Raw genomic sequence first — 16,204 nt, forward strand, 5'->3', positions numbered from 1 at the left:
TCAGTCCTCTGCCTCGATCTCCGACAGCAGCGCCTCGAGCGCGGCGCTGTCCGACTGTTCGGTCTGCTTCCACAGGATCAGCCGGGCCACGCCCTCCACGGTGGGCGAGCCGAACACCTCGCGCAGCGGCAGCTCGACCCCGAAGGTGTCCCGGACCCGGGCGGTCATCTGGGTCGCCAGCAGCGAGAACCCGTTCAGTTCGAAGAACGAGTCGTGCACGCCGATCCGGTCCAGACCCAGCAGTTCCTCGAAGATCTCGGTGAGCTGGCGTTCCACAGGGGTGCGCGGTGCCACGTAGACGTTCGCCGCCAGGTCGTCCTCGTCCGGTTCGGGCAGCGCCGCGAGGTCGTAGTCGCCGAGCGGGGTGCGCGGCAGGCCGTCCAGGACGAAGGCGTGGATCGGGATGAGCGGGTCCGGGAGGCGGGGCACCAGGTACTGCCGCAGCGCGGCCGGGTCCTGGTCGGGGTCGCCGCCGGCCAGGTACGCCACGAGCCGCGGGTTGCCGTCCGAGTCGGGGTGTTCGGTGAGGATCACGTCGGTCACGTGCGGCAGGTCCCGCAGCGCGTGCTGGGTCTGGACGGGGTCGTCCGCCGGGTTGGCGCCGAGGTGGCCGAGGTATTCCAGGGTGCCGTCGGTCCAGCGCCGGGCCAGGTGACCGGTACGGCGGCTGCCGAACCGGAGTTCGACCACCTCGCCGACGGTGTTGGGCTGGTCGGCGGGCCGGCCGGGCAGTTCGTGGCCGAGCGGGACGCGCAGCGCCGCGGTGGCCGGGTCGTGGTCCTCCGGCACCTGGTAGGTGGTCAGCGGCCGGCCGCGGTGGTCGGTGCCGTACCCGGCCAGGACCCGGCACCCGGGGGCGTAGCGGCGCAGCGCCCGCACGTCGTGGGCGGTCAGCTCGCCGTGGTGGTCGAGCACGGCGTACCGGAGATCGGGCAGCGACGTGTCGAGGGCGCGCAGTTGGGGCGGGCTGAGGAACGCGACGGTGGCGGCGCTGTCCCGCAGCCAGGCGCCGATGTCGGTGCCGGGGAACGGCGGGGCGAACTGGAGCGTGGCACCGGCGGCGACGGTGTTGGCGATGGCCGAGACGAGGTGTCCGGCGTGGTGGGTGAGCACGGCCACCCGGTCGGCCGCGGTCAGCCCGATCCGGTGCAGCGCCCACGCGTGCTCGCCGATCCCGTCGCCCGCCGGGGTGCCGGCGGTGGTGCTGACCTCCGGCTCGGCCGGCTGGTCGGCGACGTCGATCACGTCCGTGGTGCCGAGGTAGCGCGCCGGCAGCGTCGAGTCGCCGTCGATGACCGAGTACGTGGTGCCGGTGCGCAGGCAGGCGAGGATGGTCGCCACGAACCAGCCGGACGGGCGGCGCACCACGCCGAGATGACCCACGTTCGCCACCCGGGGACCATCGCCGCGGTGGCGTCGGCCAGCCAGCCGTAGCAGTGCCGCCCGGTCGGGGTCACCACGGCGGCGTGCTCGGCCGGCGGCGCGCCCGGTGCGGCGGTTCCGCCCGGTGTGGAGGATCCGGCCGGTGCGGCGGTTCCGGCCGGCGCGGCCGGGCGGGACGGCGCGGCCGGGTCCGGGGCCGCAGCCGGGTCCTGCGGTCCGGCGGGTCCGGCGGGTCCGGCGTCGAGCGGGTAGTCCAGGACCGGCCGGGACGGGTCGGCGACGACCGCGCCCAGCAGCGTCACCAGGTGCGCCACCAGCGCCTCGACCATCGCCGGCGCGTGCCGCTGCGGGTTGTAGTCGAGCTGGAGGAACAGCCGGGCGTCGGACTCCTGGACGTTGAGGCTCAGGTCGAACTTGGTCGGCAGGGCGGCTGCGCTGTCCATCGACTCGACCGTGATGCCGCTCAGCCGGGTCGTCGGGGCGCCGCCCACGACGTTGAGCACCACCTGGAACAGCGGGGTGCGGCGCGGGTCGCGGACGACGTCGAGCTGCTGGACGAGGACGTCCAGGGGTGCGTCGGCGTGTGCGTAGCCGTCCAGGCAGACCCGCCGGACCCGGGCGAGCAGGTCGGTGAAGGTGGGTTCGTCGCTCAGGTCGACCCGGATCGGCAGCGTGTTCAGCAGGAAGCCGATCAGCGTGTCGGTGCCGGCGTCGGTGCGCCCGGCGACCGGCACCCCGATCACCAGGTCCCGCTGGCCGGACCAGCGGGCCAGCACGGTGGCCAGGGTGGCCATCAGCAGCATGAACGGCGACACGCCCCGGGCGCGGCAGAACTCCTGCACTGCGGCGGTCTCGTCCGCGCCGAGCTGGACGCGGGCCCGGTCGCCGGCGTCCCGGACCGTGGTCCCGTCGTGCCGGACCGGCAGGGTCAGCGCCGGCGGCGCGTCGGCCAGGTGTTCCCGCCAGTACGCCACCGTGCGTTCCAGGGTCTCGCCGACCAGGTGTTCGCGCTGCCAGGCGGCGTAGTCGCGGTACTGGATGGGCAACGGTTCCAGGCCGGCCCGCGCCGGGTCGCCGCCCGCGGCGTACAGCGCCGAGAGTTCCCGCAGGAACAGCCCGATGGACCACTCGTCGCAGACGATGTGGTGGGCGGTGATGCTCAGGACGTGTTCGGCCTCGCCGAGCCGCACCAGCAGGCAGCGGATCAGCGGCCCGGCGGTCAGGTCGAACGCGGTCCCGGCCTGCTCGTCGGCCAGCCGGTCCGCCCGCCGCGCCCCGTCGGCCAGGCCGCGCAGGTCGTGCACGTCGAGCCGCCAGTCCTCGGGAAGGTCGTCGACGACCTGCACGGGACGGCCGTTCACCAGCGGGAACCGGGTGCGCAGCGCCTCGTGGCGGACCAGGATCGCCCGGACGCTGTCGGCCAGCGCGGCGGTGTCCAGCGGGCCGATCAGCCGCTGCCGGCCGTGCACGTTGTACGCCAGGCTCGGCACGAGCTGGTTCTCCAGCCAGATGCGCTGCTGGTCGAAGGAGAGCACCGCCTCGGCCCGGTCCGCCCGGCGCTCGATGACCCGGGGTCCGGCCGCGGACCGGGCCGCCACCGTCGCGGCCAGCGCCGCCACGGTCCGGCTGCCGAAGAAGTCGCCGACCTGGACCTCGACGCCGAGCGTTTCCCGGATCCGGCCGACGATCCGGGGCGCCAGCAGCGAGTGGCCGCCCAGTTCGAAGAAGTCGTCGTGCACCCCGAAGTCCGGCACGCCCAGGACGTCGCCCCAGATCTCGTGCACCACCTCCTCGTACGGGGTGCGCGGCGGGGTCGGCGCGGCCGGCCCGCCGACCGTCACGTCCGGGAGCAGGTCCAGGTCGTAGTCGCCGTCCGGGGTGCGGGGCAGCGCGGTGAGCACCACCACGTGCGCGGGGTGAGGTGGTCGGGCAGGCGCAACAGGAGCTGCTGGCGGATCTCCGCGCCGGTGCGGATGGGTTCGTCGCCGGTGACGTAGCCGACGAGCGCGGGATTGCCGTCGGGATCGGCCAGCTCGACGAGGACCGCGTCGGTGACCTCGGGCAGGTCGCGCAGCGCGTGGTAGGTCTGGATCCGGTCCTGTGCCGGGTCCGTGCCCGGATGGCCGAGGTATTCGAGGGTGCCGTCGGCCCACCGGCGGGCGAGGTGCCCGGTGTGCCGGGCGCCGAAGCGCAGCTGCGTCACCTCACCGACGCTGGCCGGCCGGTCGGCGGGGTTGCCGGGCAGCGGGTGGCCGAGCGGGACGCGCAGCGGCGCGGAGCCGGGACGGAAGTCCTCCGGCACGTCGTAGGTGGCCAGTGGCCGGCCGCCGGCGTCGGTGCCGTACACGGCGAGGGCGTGGCAGCCGGGGGCGAGCCGGCGCAGCCGCACGATGTCGTGCGGGACCAGCTCGCCGGAGTTGTCGATGACGGCGTACCGCAGGTGCGGCAGCGGGGCGGTGCGGGCGCGCAGTTGCGGCGGGCCGAGGAAGGCGGCCGTGGCGGCCTGCCCGGCGAGCCAGCCGTCCAGGTCGGCGCCGGCCGGCGGGACCAGGAGGGTGGCTCCGGCGGCGGCGGTGTTGACGATGGCCGACACCCGGTGCCCGGGCCGGGAGGTGAGCACCGCGACCCGGTCGGTGCCGGCCAGCGGGAGCCGGCCGGCGGCCCAGGCGCGGTCGGCGACGCCCCGGCCGGTGAACGCCGGCCCGGTGCCGTCCGGATCGACCGGATGCTCGGCGACGTCGAAGACCGTGGCCGACGCCGGCGTGTCCGCCTCGACGATCGAGAACTCGGCGCCGGCCTCCACACAGGCCAGGACGGCCGCCACGAACGCCGCGCCGGGGCGGTGGACCAGGTCGACGTGCCCGGTCCGGGGCAGTGCCCGCCCGATGCTCTGCACGGCGTGGCCGAGCCAGCCGTAGCTGTACGTGCCCTCGCCGGTCACCACCGCGGCCCGCCCGGCCTCCGGAGCCGGCGGCGCGGCCGGCTCCGTCCCGGCCGGGGCGTGCCCGTTGGAATCCGGCGCGGCCGGGCCGTGCCCGTTGGAATCGGAGGCACCGTGGGGGTCCACCGCCGGGCCGGGACCGTCGGGGTCCACCGCCGGGGCGGGACCGAGCGGGTAGTCCAGGACGCCACGGGAGGGATCCTCGACCACGGCGCGCAGCAGCGCCTCCAGTTGGGTGACGAGCGCCTCGACCAGCGTCGGGTCGTACCGCTCGGGGTTGTAGTCGAGCTGGAAGTGCATCCGGCGGTCGGTCTCCTGGACGTTGACCGTCAGGTCCAGCTTGGTCGGCAGCGACGTGGTGCCGTCCATCGACTCCACGCTGATCCCCGGCAGCTGCGCCGTGGCCGTGCTGGTGTTCAGCAGGCTCAGCACCACCTGGAACAGCGGCGTGTGCCGCGGGTCGCGGGGCACGTCGAGCTGCTGGATGAGCACGTCCAGGGGTGCGTCGGCGTGTGCGTAGCCGTCCAGGCAGACCCGCCGGACCCGGGCGAGCAGGTCGGTGAAGGTGGGTTCGTCGCGCAGGTCGACCCGGATCGGCAGCGTGTTGACCAGGAAGCCGATCAGCGTGTCGGTGCCGGTGTCGTTGCGTCCCGCGGTCGGCACCCCGATCACCACGTCCCGCTGGCCGGACCAGCGGGCCAGCACGGTGGCCAGGGTCGCCATCAGCAGCATGAACGGCGACACGCCCTGGGCACGGCAGAACGTGTGCAGCGCCCGGGTCTCCTCCTCGGTGAGCCGCCCGCGGGTCCACTCGCCGTGCTCGCGCGCACCGGCGCGGCGCCGGCCGAGCGGCATGGTGAGCACCCCCGGCGCACCCGCGAGGTGTTCCCGCCAGTACCCGACCGTGCGCTCCAGGGTCTCGCCGACCAGGTGTTCGCGCTGCCAGGCGGCGTAGTCGCGGTACTGGATGGGCAGCGGTTCCAGGCCGGCCCGGCCGGGGTCGCCGCCGGCGGCGTACAGCGCCGAGAGTTCCCGCGCGAACAGCCCGATCGACCAGTCGTCGCAGACGATGTGGTGGGCGGTGAGGCTGAGCAGGTGTTCGGTCTCGTCGAGCCGGATCAGCAGGCAGCGGATCAGCGGCCCGGCGGTCAGGTCGAACGCGGTGCTCGCCTGCTCGTCGGCCAGCCGGCGCGCCCGGGCGCTCCGCTGCGCCGGGTCGGCGACGTCCCGCAGGTCGTGCACGTCGAGCTGCCAGTCGTCGGGAAGGTCGTCGACGACCTGCACCGGCTGGCCGTTCACCACCGGGAACCGGGTGCGCAGCGCCTCGTGGCGGACCAGGATCGCCCGGATGCTGGCCGCGAACGCCCCGACGTCCAGCGGGCCGACCAGCCGCTGCCGGCCGTGCACGTTGTAGGCCAGGCTGGGCTGCATCTGGTGTTCCAGCCAGATGCGCTGCTGGTCGAAGGAGAGCACCGCCTCGGCCCGGTCCGCCCGGCGCCCGATGGTCTGTGGCCCGATGGACGACTGCGCGGCCACCAGCGACGCCAGCGACGCCACAGTCCGGCAGCCGAAGAACTCGCGGACCGGGACGTGCACCCCGAGGGTCTTGCGGATCCGCGCCACGATCCTGGGGGCGGCGAGGGAGTGGCCGCCCAGTTCGAAGAAGTCGTCGTGCACCCCGAACTCGGTCGCCCCGAGTACGTCGCCGAGCACATCGGTCCAGATCCCGTACACCACTTCCTCGTACGGCGTGCGCGGCGGCGTGGGCCGCGTCGAGGATCCCGGGCCGGCGCTGGCGGGCGTCGGATCCTGGACCTGCACCTCGGGGTACGACGGATGCGCCATGAGCCGACGCTAGGGTGCATCGCCTTCGGGCGGTTGTCACCTGTTATTGGGATCGGCACCGGTCCCGGCTTCACGTGACAGCGCCGGGACCGGCCGGCGCCATAGCGTCAATGTGGTGATCCGGGCCCTTTGCCCGGCCGGCTGTGCAAGGGAGCGGCAATGGACCTGAGCCTGTTCTTCTTCGCCGACGACTCCGACACCGCCGACTCCGGTTACCGGCTGCTGCTGGAGAGCGCGCGGTTCGCCGACGCGCACGGCCTGGCCGCGGTCTGGACGCCGGAGCGCCACTTCCACCGCTTCGGCGGGCGCTACCCGAACCCTGCGGTGGCCGGCGCGGCGGTGGCCGCGGTCACGCAGCGGGTGGCGATCCGCGCCGGCAGCGTCGTGGCGCCGCTGCACCATCCGGTACGCGTCGCGGAGGAATGGTCGGTGGTGGACAACCTGTCGCAGGGCCGGGTGGGCGTGTCGTTCGCCTCCGGCTGGCACGCGGGTGACTACGTGATCCGGCCGGAGGGCTACGCCGACCGCAAGAACCTCATGGTGGACGCCATCGGGACGATCCGCCGGCTCTGGCGTGGCGAGGAGGTCGAGTTCCCGGACGGCTCCGGCGAGAAGCGCCCGGTGCGCATCTTCCCGGCCCCGGTCCAGCCCGAGCTGCCGATCTGGGTCACCAGCTCCGGATCGCCGGAGACCTTCAGGACCGCCGGCCGGCTGGGCGCCGGGCTGCTGACGTACCTGCTCGGTCAGGACGACGCGACGCTGGCCCGCAACATCGCCGCGTACCGGGCGGAGCTGGCCGAGGCGCACGGCCCGCAGGCCCGCGGCCACGTCGTCGTCATGTTGCACACGATGCTGGGTGCCGACCGGGCCGCGGTGCTGGAGACGGTGCGGCAGCCGTTCGTCCGCTACCTGCACAGCTCGATCGACCTGATCGCCAGGACGCCGGGCCTGTTCCCGGAGGGCCTGGACCTGAACACGCTGCCGCAGAAGTACCGCGACCTGCTGATCGGCCGCGCCGCCGACCGGTACGTGAAGACCAGCAGCCTGTTCGGCACGCCGGAGGACGGGGTGGAGGTGGTCGACCGGCTCGCCGCCCTCGGCGTCGACGAGATCGCCTGCCTGGTCGACTTCGGGGTGGCGCCGGACGACGTGCTCGGCTCGCTGGAGCACCTGGGCCGGCTGCACGAGCGGGTGGCCGGCTGACCGGTCAGCGCGGGTCGCGGACCGCCACCATCCGCAGCTCCGCGGTGTAGCGGGCGCCCTGCGCGTCGGCCAGCCAGAGCTGGTCGAGGTCGGGCAGCATCTCGGTGAGGACGACCGTGCCGGCGTCGGCGTCGGCGTCGGGTCCGGCGACGGCCTCGGCCTCGGCCGTGCGGCGGATGGCCTTGGCGAGCAGGTTGACCAGCGGCAGGCTGCGGAAGTCGACCGCCATCGGCTTGCGCTCCACCGGCACCCGGAAGAACGCGCGTTCGGGCAGGCCGCGTTCGGCCCGCCAGCGGCGCGCCTGGCGGTACCGCCGCGGCTCGTCGCGGACGAACGCCCAGGACGCCTCGGCGGCCGGGAACGCCCACGACTCGCGGCACAGCACCAGCCGGTCGACGGTGATCCGGGGCCGGTGCCGGGCGGCACCGACCACCCGGAAGGCGTTGACGATCATCAGGCCGAGAAGTTCGCCGACGACCTCGACGAAGTCGTACGCGAGGCCGCGGCCGGGGTGGGTGACCGTCACCCGGCCGTGCTCGCCGCTGCGGGCCACCAGGTCGAACGCGGACAGCGTGGTGGCGCCGGCCGGCGGCTCGATCGATTCCGCGCCCACCGAGACGTACGTGTAGCCCGGTAGCTGCAACTCGGTGGCCCAGGAGATGCGGGAGGGCACCTCGGCGTCGCTGCGGGGGATGAAGGAGATCCGCGGATCGAGCCCGCTGGCCGTGGCCGTGGCCCGGAGCCGGTCGGGATCCGGGTGCTGGGCCACGAAGAGCCGGGTTTCGAGGGTGTTGGTGGCGCAGTGCAGCTCGCCCAGCACGACGTCCACGTCGCCCCGGCGCAGCGATTCGGGGTCGTCGGCGACCACCATCAGGTCCGGGGAGTGCCATCGGGCGCCCGGCCAGCGCGGCGGCCCGGTGGCGAACTGCTCGGCGACGCGCGCGGCGACGGTGGCGCCGTCGACGTGGTGCCGCGGCCTGTCGAACACCTCCGGGTCAGGCCCAGCACCCGCCGCCAGCGGGTCTGCAGCCCGGCCGTCGCCTCGTCGACCAGGTCGCACTCGACGCTGCGGCGGGAGAGTTGGCGCAGGTCGGGCAGGACGCGGTTGAGCAGGTTGGCCAGTGGCAGTTCACCGCCGGAGCGGTCCAGCAGCGCACGGGCCCGCGCCTCGAAGCCGCAGCCGACGGTGTTGGCGAGCCAGACCACGCTGTCGAGCACGGCGCCGAGCGGTCCGGCCAGCCGCTCGGTGATCCGCTGCCCGATCCGCACGTCGACGTCGCGCACGGTGTCCTCGTACACCAGGGTCCGGGCCGCGTAGGAACGACCCGGATCGCGGGCGGCACCGTGCTCGGTGATCCGTTCGAAGGCGCCGGCCAGCGTCGCGCTGGCGGCGGCCAGCCGCTCGGGGTCGCCGCCCGCGGCGGCCACCGCGTCCCGGCCGGCCATCAACTCGTCCAGCGGCGCCCTGGTGCGCGCCCGCACCTGCGGGTCGGCGATCGTGTCGATCCGGCGGGCCAGGTCCCGCTCCGGCCAGGTGCCGTCGACGCCGTGCAGGTCGATCCGGATGGCGCCCAGTTCGCACAGCCGCAGCAGCGCCGCGACGAGCGCGGGGTCCGGCGGGTCGCCGGCGATGTCGAGCACGGCCCGGCCACCGTCGCACTGCGGCAGGACGCGCACCTCCGCGGCCGACAGCTTGACCGGTTTGCGCAGCGGGAGCCGCAGCAGCCAGCCGGTCAGCACCGTGGTCGGCAGCCGGCGGGGCCGCAGCCACGGCCACACGTCCGGCCGGGCGCCGAGGACCTCGGCCAGGACGTCCAGCGCCCAGCCCTCGAAGTAGGTCGTCCGCCGGCGCAGCAGCGCCGGGCCGGGAGCCGGCGACAGACCGGGCACGGCCGACCCGGGCGCCGCGGCCGGGTCGGGCGCCTTCGCCGGGTCGGGTGCGCTTGCCGGGTCGGGTGCCGTGGCCGGATCGGCGCCGGCCACCAGGGCCCAGCCGACCGGTCCGAAGAAGCCGATGGTGTCGTTCTTGAGGCAGTACCGCTGCAGGTAGCTGACGACGGTCAGCTCGTGGCCGCGACCGCGCACGTTGCGCGGCTCGCCGGCCGCGAGCCGGTCCAGGCAACCACCCAGCAGCGCCGGGTTCTGCCAGGTGACGGCCTCGCGGAAGCGCGGGTCGGTGGCCAGGTGGCGCACGGCCGCGCTCAGTCGCGCGGCCGCCGCCAGGTACGCCCGGGAGTACCGCTCGCCGGTGGCCGGCACCGCCTCGTCGCAGGCGTCGGCCGCGGCCGCCAGCTCGTCGTCGCAGATCTCCAGGATCCGCCGGGCCGGGAATCCGGTGCCCCGCAGCGCGGCGTCGCGCCACAGGCTCCATCCGGACCGGCCCAACGGCACGTGGTACGGCATCGCGCGACCCGACACACGACTCCCCTCAGGCGGCTGCGGACAACTCCCGGTAGGCGTCGGCCAGCGTGCGCGCCGCGGAGGCGACGGTCGCGTGCGGTCGGGCGAGGGAGAGGCGGATGAAGCGCAGGCCGCTCTCCGGGTCGGCCCAGTGGAAGGGGGCGCACGGCAGCACGTGCACGCCGCGCTCCAGCAGTTCCTTGTAGAGCAGCGAGGAGTCGGGGCCGTCGACCGGGAGGGCGACCCGGGCCACGCTGATCTGCGACTCGGGATCGGCCAACCGCAGGCCGACCGACCCGATGGCCTCCCGCACCGCGTCCCGGTTGCGCTGGACCAGGTCCCGGGCGCGCTCGTAGCCCCCGTCCACCCAGTCGGCGGCCAGCGCCTCGATCAGTTGCAGCACCACCGGCGATGCGGCCAGCAGCGACTCGGAGAACGCCCGCTCGATCGGCAGGCGGGTCCGCTCGCTGTAGGCGAGCAGCCCGATCTTCAGCTCGTGGGTGGGCCAGAGCTTGCCGGTGTCCTCGATCACGATCCAGTCCGCGCCGGCGGCGTCGAGCACCGCGTACGTGTCGTACTGCGCGTCGCGTACCTGGCCCCGGAAGCTGGCGTCGATGATGACGGTCTGCCCGTGCCGGACCGCGTGCTCGGCCAGCGACCGGAGGTGACCCTCGGGCGTGACCAGGCCGGTGGGGTTGTTGGGGTTGGTCACCACGATCGCGTCGACGGGCGCACCCGGCCACTCCTGACGCAGCAGCGCCTCCTCGGAGAGCGGCACCAGCTTCAGCCCGCGCGTCACGAACAGGTCGGCGATGTTGTCGAACGTCGGGTGCAGCACGGCGACAGTCGCGCCCGCCGGCAGTGCCCGGGCCACGATGTCGGTGGAGAGGGTGGAGGAGTAGCAGCTCAGGATGCGGCCGGAGCCGACCGGCGCGCTGTGCTGGCCGATCGCGTCGAGGAACGCGCGGTGCGCGGCCGTCTCGATGCTCGGGAACGATCGCCGGGTGGCCACGGCGAACATCTCCGGGAGCCGGGCGATGACGGCTGCCTGCTGCGGCGAGAGGTCGAGCCGGGCATGCCCGTCGGTCAGGTTGAGGCCACCGTCGACGTCGGTCAGGGCGTCGACTTCCATCGTTGTCAGGTTGGCAAGTTCGCTCACGTATCGTCCCGCCTACGTCGTCAATCCGGCGGCGCGCTCCGGCGGCGGATCTGCTGAGCAGGTCAGTCCAGACGATATGTTTGCGGCGGATCCGCGCACCTGTCCCTTCTAACGGGGACCGATGCGTGACCCGCCGATCCTCCTAGACTGCCAAGCCAGACGCCCGTGCGCCGGGCGTCCCCCTGCCCGCGGGAGGCGGTACGCGATGCATCACCTGACGCTGACGCCGCAGGACAACGCGGCGCTCACTCCGGTGCTCACCGATCTCGCCAAGGAACACGGGACGATCGAGGACCCGGGGCTGATCCGCCGCGCGCCGGTGCTGACCCGGCTGCTGCCGAGCCATCTGGTCGAGTTCCTGGAGACGTACCGGCTGGGCGAGCCCTCGGCCGTGTGCCTGATCTCCGGCCTCGATGTCGACGAGGCGCAGCTCGGCCCGACGCCGTCGCACTGGCGCGGCAGCCAGCACGACTCGCCGGCGCTGCGGCAGGAGATCTTCTTCCTGCTCTGCGCCTCGGTGCTCGGCGACGTCTTCGGCTGGGCCACCCAGCAGGACGGGCGGATCATGCACGACGTCCTGCCGATCAAGGGACACGAACACTACGAGCTGGGCTCCAACAGCCTCCAGCACCTGTCCTGGCACACCGAGGACGCGTTCCACCCGTGCCGCGGGGACTATGTGGCGCTGATGTGCCTCAAGAATCCCGACCTCGTGGCCACCACCGTGTGCGACGCGGGCGACCTGGACTGGTCCGCGTTGGACGTGGAGGCGCTGTTCGAGCCCGAGTTCACCCAGATGCCGGACAACTCGCACCGGCCGGAGAACGCCTCCGAGTCCACCGGCGACCCGACGGTCGACCGGCTGCGCCAGCGCAGCTTCGCGCTGATCCAGTCGTGGAACGACGACCCGGTCAAGCGGCCGGTGCTCTTCGGCGACCGGCAGCAGCCCTACATGGCCCTCGATCCGTACCACATGAAGACCGACGGCTGGTCGCAGCGTTCGACCCGGGCGTTCCAGGGGTTGTGCGAGCAGATCGAGGCGCGGATGAAGGACGTCAGCCTGCGGCCGGGCGACGTGGTCTTCGTCGACAACTTCCGGGCGGTGCACGGGCGCAAGTCGTTCCGCGCCCGCTACGACGGCTCCGACCGCTGGCTCAAGCGGCTCAACGTCACCCGCAACCTGCGTGGCTCGCGGGCGTGGCGACCGGCGCCGGACAACCGGGTCATCTACTGACCGGCGTCGCGCAGGTGCCCGACGAACGCCGGGATCTGGGCGCGCTCGATGTTGCTGACGCTGACCCGCAGCGTGCCCCGGTCCGCACCCAGGAACCCGGTGCCGGGCATGACCAGCGTGTCGTGCTTCACGACCAGTTCGCGCACGACGTCCTCGGTGGGCCGGCCGGTGAAGGGGTGGCGCAGCCAGGCGAAGAACCCGCCGCAGGACAGCAGCTCGAAGCCGCCGGGCCGGTCGGCCATCGCGGCGGCGAACGCCGTGCGCCGCGCCGCGATGTCCGCGGCCCGCTCGGCCCGCCACTGCGCGGCGTGGGTCAACCCGGCCCAGGCGGCCTCCTGCCCGATCCGCGGCGCGCAGGTGGCCACGCAGTCCAGCAGCTTGCACACCTCGCGGTTGAGCGCGGGTGAGCCGACCACGGCGCCGACCCGGTAGCCCGGGATCGCCAGGTCCTTGGAGAACGAGTGCAGGCTGACCACGGTCCGGTCCCAGTCCGGGTCGGCGAACAACCGGTGCGCCGGCTCGGCGCTGTCCCGGAACGACCGGTAGGTCTCGTCGAGGACCAGCGCGAGGTCGTACCGCCGGGCCAGCGCCGCGAACTCGGCGATGCCGTCCGGGTCGACCGTCACGCCGCTCGGGTTGTCCGGGCTGACCAGCACGATCGCCCGGGTCCGCGGGGTGATCAGCCGCGCGGCGTCGGCGGCCCGGGGCACCAGGTCGGGGCCGCGTTCCAGATGGACCGGGGTGATCCCGGTCAGCCGCAACCACATGTCGTGGTTGAAGTAGTACGGCAGCGGAAGCACCACCTCGTCACCCGGGCCGGCGAGGGTCGAGGCCACCAGGCTGAACGCCTGGTTGCAGCCGGCGGTGACCACCACGTTGTCCGGCTCGATCCGGCCGCGGTAGTCCCGGCTCAACTCGGCCGCGACCGCCCGGCGCAGCCGGGGCAGCCCGGGGACCTCCGTGTAGCCCGCGCCGTCGGCACTGCGCGCCACCCGCGTGACGTGCTCGGTGACGACCGGGGCGGGCGGGTACGGCGGTGCGGCCTGCGCCAGGTCGAGCAGGTTGCCGTCGCTCTCCCGCAGGTCCAGCAGTTGGTAGGCGGAGGTGATCGGTGAGTCGATCTGGTCGAGGGTCCGGCGGTCCAGTCGCACGGTGGCGGGTCTCCCGGACCTACGCGGGCGGCACGAACGGGTGGACCGCCTCCGGCGGGTCCTCGCCCACGCTGCCGTCGACCGCCTCGCGGATCAGGTCGGCGTGCCCCACGTGCCGCGCGTACTCCTCAAGCACGTCGACCAGCAGGCGACGCAGGCTGAGCGCCTCGTCCGGGTCGTCGCCGAAGCCGTACTCGATCCGTACGTCGAGGCCGCCCTTTGCCACCGCCTGCGCGACCGACGCGCGGGACCGGGCGACGGCGTCGTGCCACAGCCCGTAGAGCGTCTCCGGGGTGTCGTTCGCGGCCGAATGCCACGGCCAGTCGCCGTCGTTCTCCCAGTCGACGCCGTTCCACGGCGCCACCAGGTCCTCGCCGAGCAGCATGGTGGTGAACTTGAGGTCCTCGACGAAGGCCAGGTGCTTGACCAGCCCGCCGAGCGTGAGGGCCGAGGTGCCGAGCCGGGTGGACAGCGCCTTCTCGTCGAGGCCGCCGACCTTCCAGGCGAAGGTGGCGCGTTGCCGTTCCAGGCCGCCGAGAAGCGTGGCCAGCTCGTCGCCGGCGGCCGGCGGTCCCCAGGTGTTCTGCTCGTCGGCGTCACTCATGCCGCAACAACCTACCATTTCGGGATCGGGAGGACGTGTTCACCGGCGTCGGTGCCTGCGGGTCAGGCGGCCGGTTCCACCGCGTCCGTGGTGCCGTGCTCCGGCCGGGGCGGTGCGGTGACGACCCGCCCGAGCAGGGCCGCGCGGGTGAGCTCGGCCTTGTTGCCGACGCCGAGCTTCGCACGGATGCGTTTCACGTAGGTGTCGACCGTGTGCGGGCTGATCCCGAGCCGGGTGGCGATCTGGCCGTGGGTCAGTCCCCGGGCGATCTGGCGCAGCACCTGCTCCTCCCGCTCCGACAACTGCTGGGAGGGCGCCTCGGTGCGTTCGGAACTGGGTGGGGCGGCCGGGTTCGCGGCGCCGACCACCTGGCCGGCGGCGACCGCGCGGACGGCGTCGACGATGCGTTCGCCGGACTCGCACTTGCTGATCACGCCGGCCGCTCCGGCGTCGAGAAAGGCGGTGGCGTCGGCGGCGGTGGCGCCATTGAGGACGAGGACCGCGGTGTTACGGGAAGTGACCGTGATATGGCTGAGGTCGCCCGGTTGTTCGAGGGCGTCAGAATCAATCAGCGCGGCATCGGCGAGCCAGGACGGCTCCTCGGCAAGGGATGTACGCGACGCAACGACCCGAATTCCGGCTTCGTCGAGTGTGTGGACGAGGCCGACAAGGTAGACGGGGGAACTGACAAGGATATCGGTCCGTATCACTGTGTCCACCAATCGTGTCGGCGGCCAATGGCTCAAAGCTGCCGTCGATCGACGGCCGTGCGCGCGTCTCCCTCCGGGCGCATCCCTTGCGCGTTTGTGCAGGTGACAGCACGTGCGATGGTTGCCGTCACTCAAAATATCGACGCCCGCTAGACGGTAGCAGTGGGTCATCGAGGGACGCGGTCACCCTTTAGGGGACGGGTTGGTCGGCGATAGTAGCCGCAATCAGGGACGTGTCGGTCGCAATTGTCGGGATCACGATATGCGGACACCCGCCCTCGACCGAAGCAGGTGCGGAATGTCGCGGCGAGATGACCATTACGGGGATTTCCAACGACAGACAGTGCGTAGCGGACATTTATCGATCGGTCGGGTCACGCATACACTTTGTACCCGCCGGACCGTACCGCTGCGTGACCGTCAGGTCTACGTTTGGCCCCGCCGGGGTTACGGCGCGCCGTATCGCACCATCACCGCGGCGGCGTCATCGGGCGTCACCACCCGGGTCTGGCCGGGCGCGGCCGTCGGTGTGGGAGCGCGGTGAGCGGCGGCGACACCGCCGCGACCCCCGGCGCCGACCGGCCGCCGCCGGGCCGGTCGAACGGCGCCGCCCGGTCGGGGTCCAACGGCGCCGCCCGGTCGGGCCCGGACGGCGCGCGCGTCGCGCTGGTCAGCGGCGGCAACCGCGGTATCGGCCTGGGCGTCGTGCGCCGGCTCGCCGAGCGGGGCATGCGCGTCGTGCTGGGCACCCGGTCCCGGGAGTCGGGGCAGGCCGCCGTCGAGGTGCTCGGCGACGTCGCCGACCGGGTCGCCGTGCGCCAGCTCGACGTGACCGACCCGGACAGCGTCGCTCGGCTGGCGCAGTGGCTCGGCGACCGGCTGGGCCGGTGCGACGTGCTGGTCAACGCCGCGTCGGTGCTGCTCGACGACGCCGGCGACGGGCTGGATCTTCCGCTGGACGTGGCGCGGCGGACGCTGGAGACCAACCTGCTCGGGACGTGGCGCCTGACGCAGGCGATCGTGCCGCTGATGCGCGCCCGGCACTACGGCCGGATCGTCAACATCTCCAGCGACCTCGGCAGTCTCGCCGGGATGCGTCGCGGGTTTCCCGCGTACCGCGTGTCGAAGGCGGCGGTGCACGCGCTGACCCGCACGCTCGCCGACGAACTGGCCGGGGACGGCATCCTGGTCAACGCCTGCTGCCCCAGCCTGCCGTCGCCCGAGCGGGCCGGCGCGGGGCGGCCGCTGCGCGTCGCGACGTCGTTCCGTACCCCGCTCTGGCTCGCCACCCTGCCCCAGGACGGACCGACCGGCGGCTTCTACCGCTCGCGCGTGCCGGTGCCGTGGTGAGGCGCTGCCGGACCGTCCGCGAAAGCTGCGACAACGGGCACGTTCATACATGTTGAATTGATAATGGGATCGGCGTGGAAAAGCAATTCCTGGCACGCCTGGCGTGCGGCGTACGCATCCGTTACGTTGGGACGGGTCGTCGACACGCAGAGTGGGGAACGCTGACTTTCCCGTGTCAGACGGCTCGATGGGAGTCGCTTTGCCGCTCTATCTTTCGCCTCGGA

The 16,204-nt window shown here is 73.4% G+C and carries 12 protein-coding genes; 3 read left to right on the forward strand and 9 right to left on the reverse strand.

The features are described from left to right. From CIK06_RS32340 to CIK06_RS09155, 3 genes are read right to left on the reverse strand one after another with little or no spacing between them, the layout of a single operon-like run. Positions 1-1,341 carry a phosphopantetheine-binding protein gene (locus CIK06_RS32340; protein WP_369916191.1) on the reverse strand — a complete coding sequence of 447 codons (1,341 nt, stop codon included), beginning with the start codon at positions 1,339-1,341 and terminating at the stop codon, positions 1-3. Then, positions 1,242-3,290, reverse strand: a complete 2,049-nt coding sequence (locus CIK06_RS09150) for a condensation domain-containing protein (protein WP_198348159.1) — start codon at positions 3,288-3,290, stop codon at positions 1,242-1,244. The genes CIK06_RS32340 and CIK06_RS09150 overlap by 100 nt, the downstream gene beginning before the upstream one ends. Continuing rightward, entirely contained in the window at positions 3,221-6,169 is a 2,949-nt protein-coding gene (locus tag CIK06_RS09155; RefSeq protein WP_095564470.1) for a condensation domain-containing protein, read from the reverse strand. The genes CIK06_RS09150 and CIK06_RS09155 overlap by 70 nt, the downstream gene beginning before the upstream one ends. 159 nt (positions 6,170-6,328) lie before the next feature. On the opposite strand from CIK06_RS09155, the gene CIK06_RS09160 reads away from it, so the two are divergent. Further along, a complete protein-coding gene (locus CIK06_RS09160) occupies positions 6,329-7,372 on the forward strand; it encodes a MupA/Atu3671 family FMN-dependent luciferase-like monooxygenase (RefSeq protein WP_095564471.1) in 1,044 nt (347 codons plus the stop codon). Positions 7,373-7,376: 4 nt separating this feature from the next. On the opposite strand, the gene CIK06_RS29260 is transcribed toward CIK06_RS09160, so the two are convergent. From CIK06_RS29260 to CIK06_RS09170, 3 genes are read right to left on the reverse strand one after another with little or no spacing between them, the layout of a single operon-like run. Beyond that, the gene (locus tag CIK06_RS29260) at positions 7,377-8,360 is read right to left on the reverse strand and encodes a hypothetical protein (protein WP_157756677.1); all 984 of its coding nucleotides are present in this window, start codon (positions 8,358-8,360) and stop codon (positions 7,377-7,379) included. After that, a complete protein-coding gene (locus CIK06_RS09165; protein ID WP_095564472.1) occupies positions 8,243-9,775 on the reverse strand; it encodes a lantibiotic dehydratase in 1,533 nt (510 codons plus the stop codon). Before CIK06_RS09165 ends, CIK06_RS29260 begins: the two co-directional genes overlap by 118 nt. Before the next feature lie 25 nt (positions 9,776-9,800). Further along, complete coding sequence (locus CIK06_RS09170; RefSeq protein ID WP_095564473.1) at positions 9,801-10,904, reverse strand: aminotransferase class I/II-fold pyridoxal phosphate-dependent enzyme; 1,104 nt, start codon at positions 10,902-10,904, stop codon at positions 9,801-9,803. Positions 10,905-11,136: 232 nt separating this feature from the next. Here CIK06_RS09170 and vioC point away from each other — a divergent pair, with 232 nt between their 5' ends. After that, entirely contained in the window at positions 11,137-12,165 is a 1,029-nt protein-coding gene (gene vioC / locus CIK06_RS09175; RefSeq protein WP_095564474.1) for an arginine beta-hydroxylase, Fe(II)/alpha-ketoglutarate-dependent, read from the forward strand. Here vioC and CIK06_RS09180 read toward each other — a convergent pair. From CIK06_RS09180 to CIK06_RS09190, 3 genes are all read right to left on the reverse strand, one after another. Continuing rightward, entirely contained in the window at positions 12,159-13,316 is a 1,158-nt protein-coding gene (locus tag CIK06_RS09180) for an aminotransferase (protein ID WP_095564475.1), read from the reverse strand. The two genes, vioC and CIK06_RS09180, sit on opposite strands and share 7 nt — an antisense overlap. Before the next feature lie 19 nt (positions 13,317-13,335). Beyond that, positions 13,336-13,920 carry a DinB family protein gene (locus CIK06_RS09185; protein WP_095564476.1) on the reverse strand — a complete coding sequence of 195 codons (585 nt, stop codon included), beginning with the start codon at positions 13,918-13,920 and terminating at the stop codon, positions 13,336-13,338. Between the two features lie 62 nt (positions 13,921-13,982). Further along, the gene (locus tag CIK06_RS09190; protein WP_198348160.1) at positions 13,983-14,639 is read right to left on the reverse strand and encodes a response regulator transcription factor; all 657 of its coding nucleotides are present in this window, start codon (positions 14,637-14,639) and stop codon (positions 13,983-13,985) included. A gap of 531 nt (positions 14,640-15,170) precedes the next feature. Between CIK06_RS09190 and CIK06_RS09195 the strand changes: the two genes are divergently transcribed. Further along, positions 15,171-15,980 carry an SDR family NAD(P)-dependent oxidoreductase gene (locus CIK06_RS09195; RefSeq protein ID WP_095564478.1) on the forward strand — a complete coding sequence of 270 codons (810 nt, stop codon included), beginning with the start codon at positions 15,171-15,173 and terminating at the stop codon, positions 15,978-15,980. The last annotated feature ends 224 nt before the right edge of the window (positions 15,981-16,204 follow it).

This window comes from Plantactinospora sp. KBS50 (genome assembly GCF_002285795.1).
In the GTDB taxonomy this organism is placed as follows: Bacteria; Actinomycetota; Actinomycetes; order Mycobacteriales; family Micromonosporaceae; genus KBS50.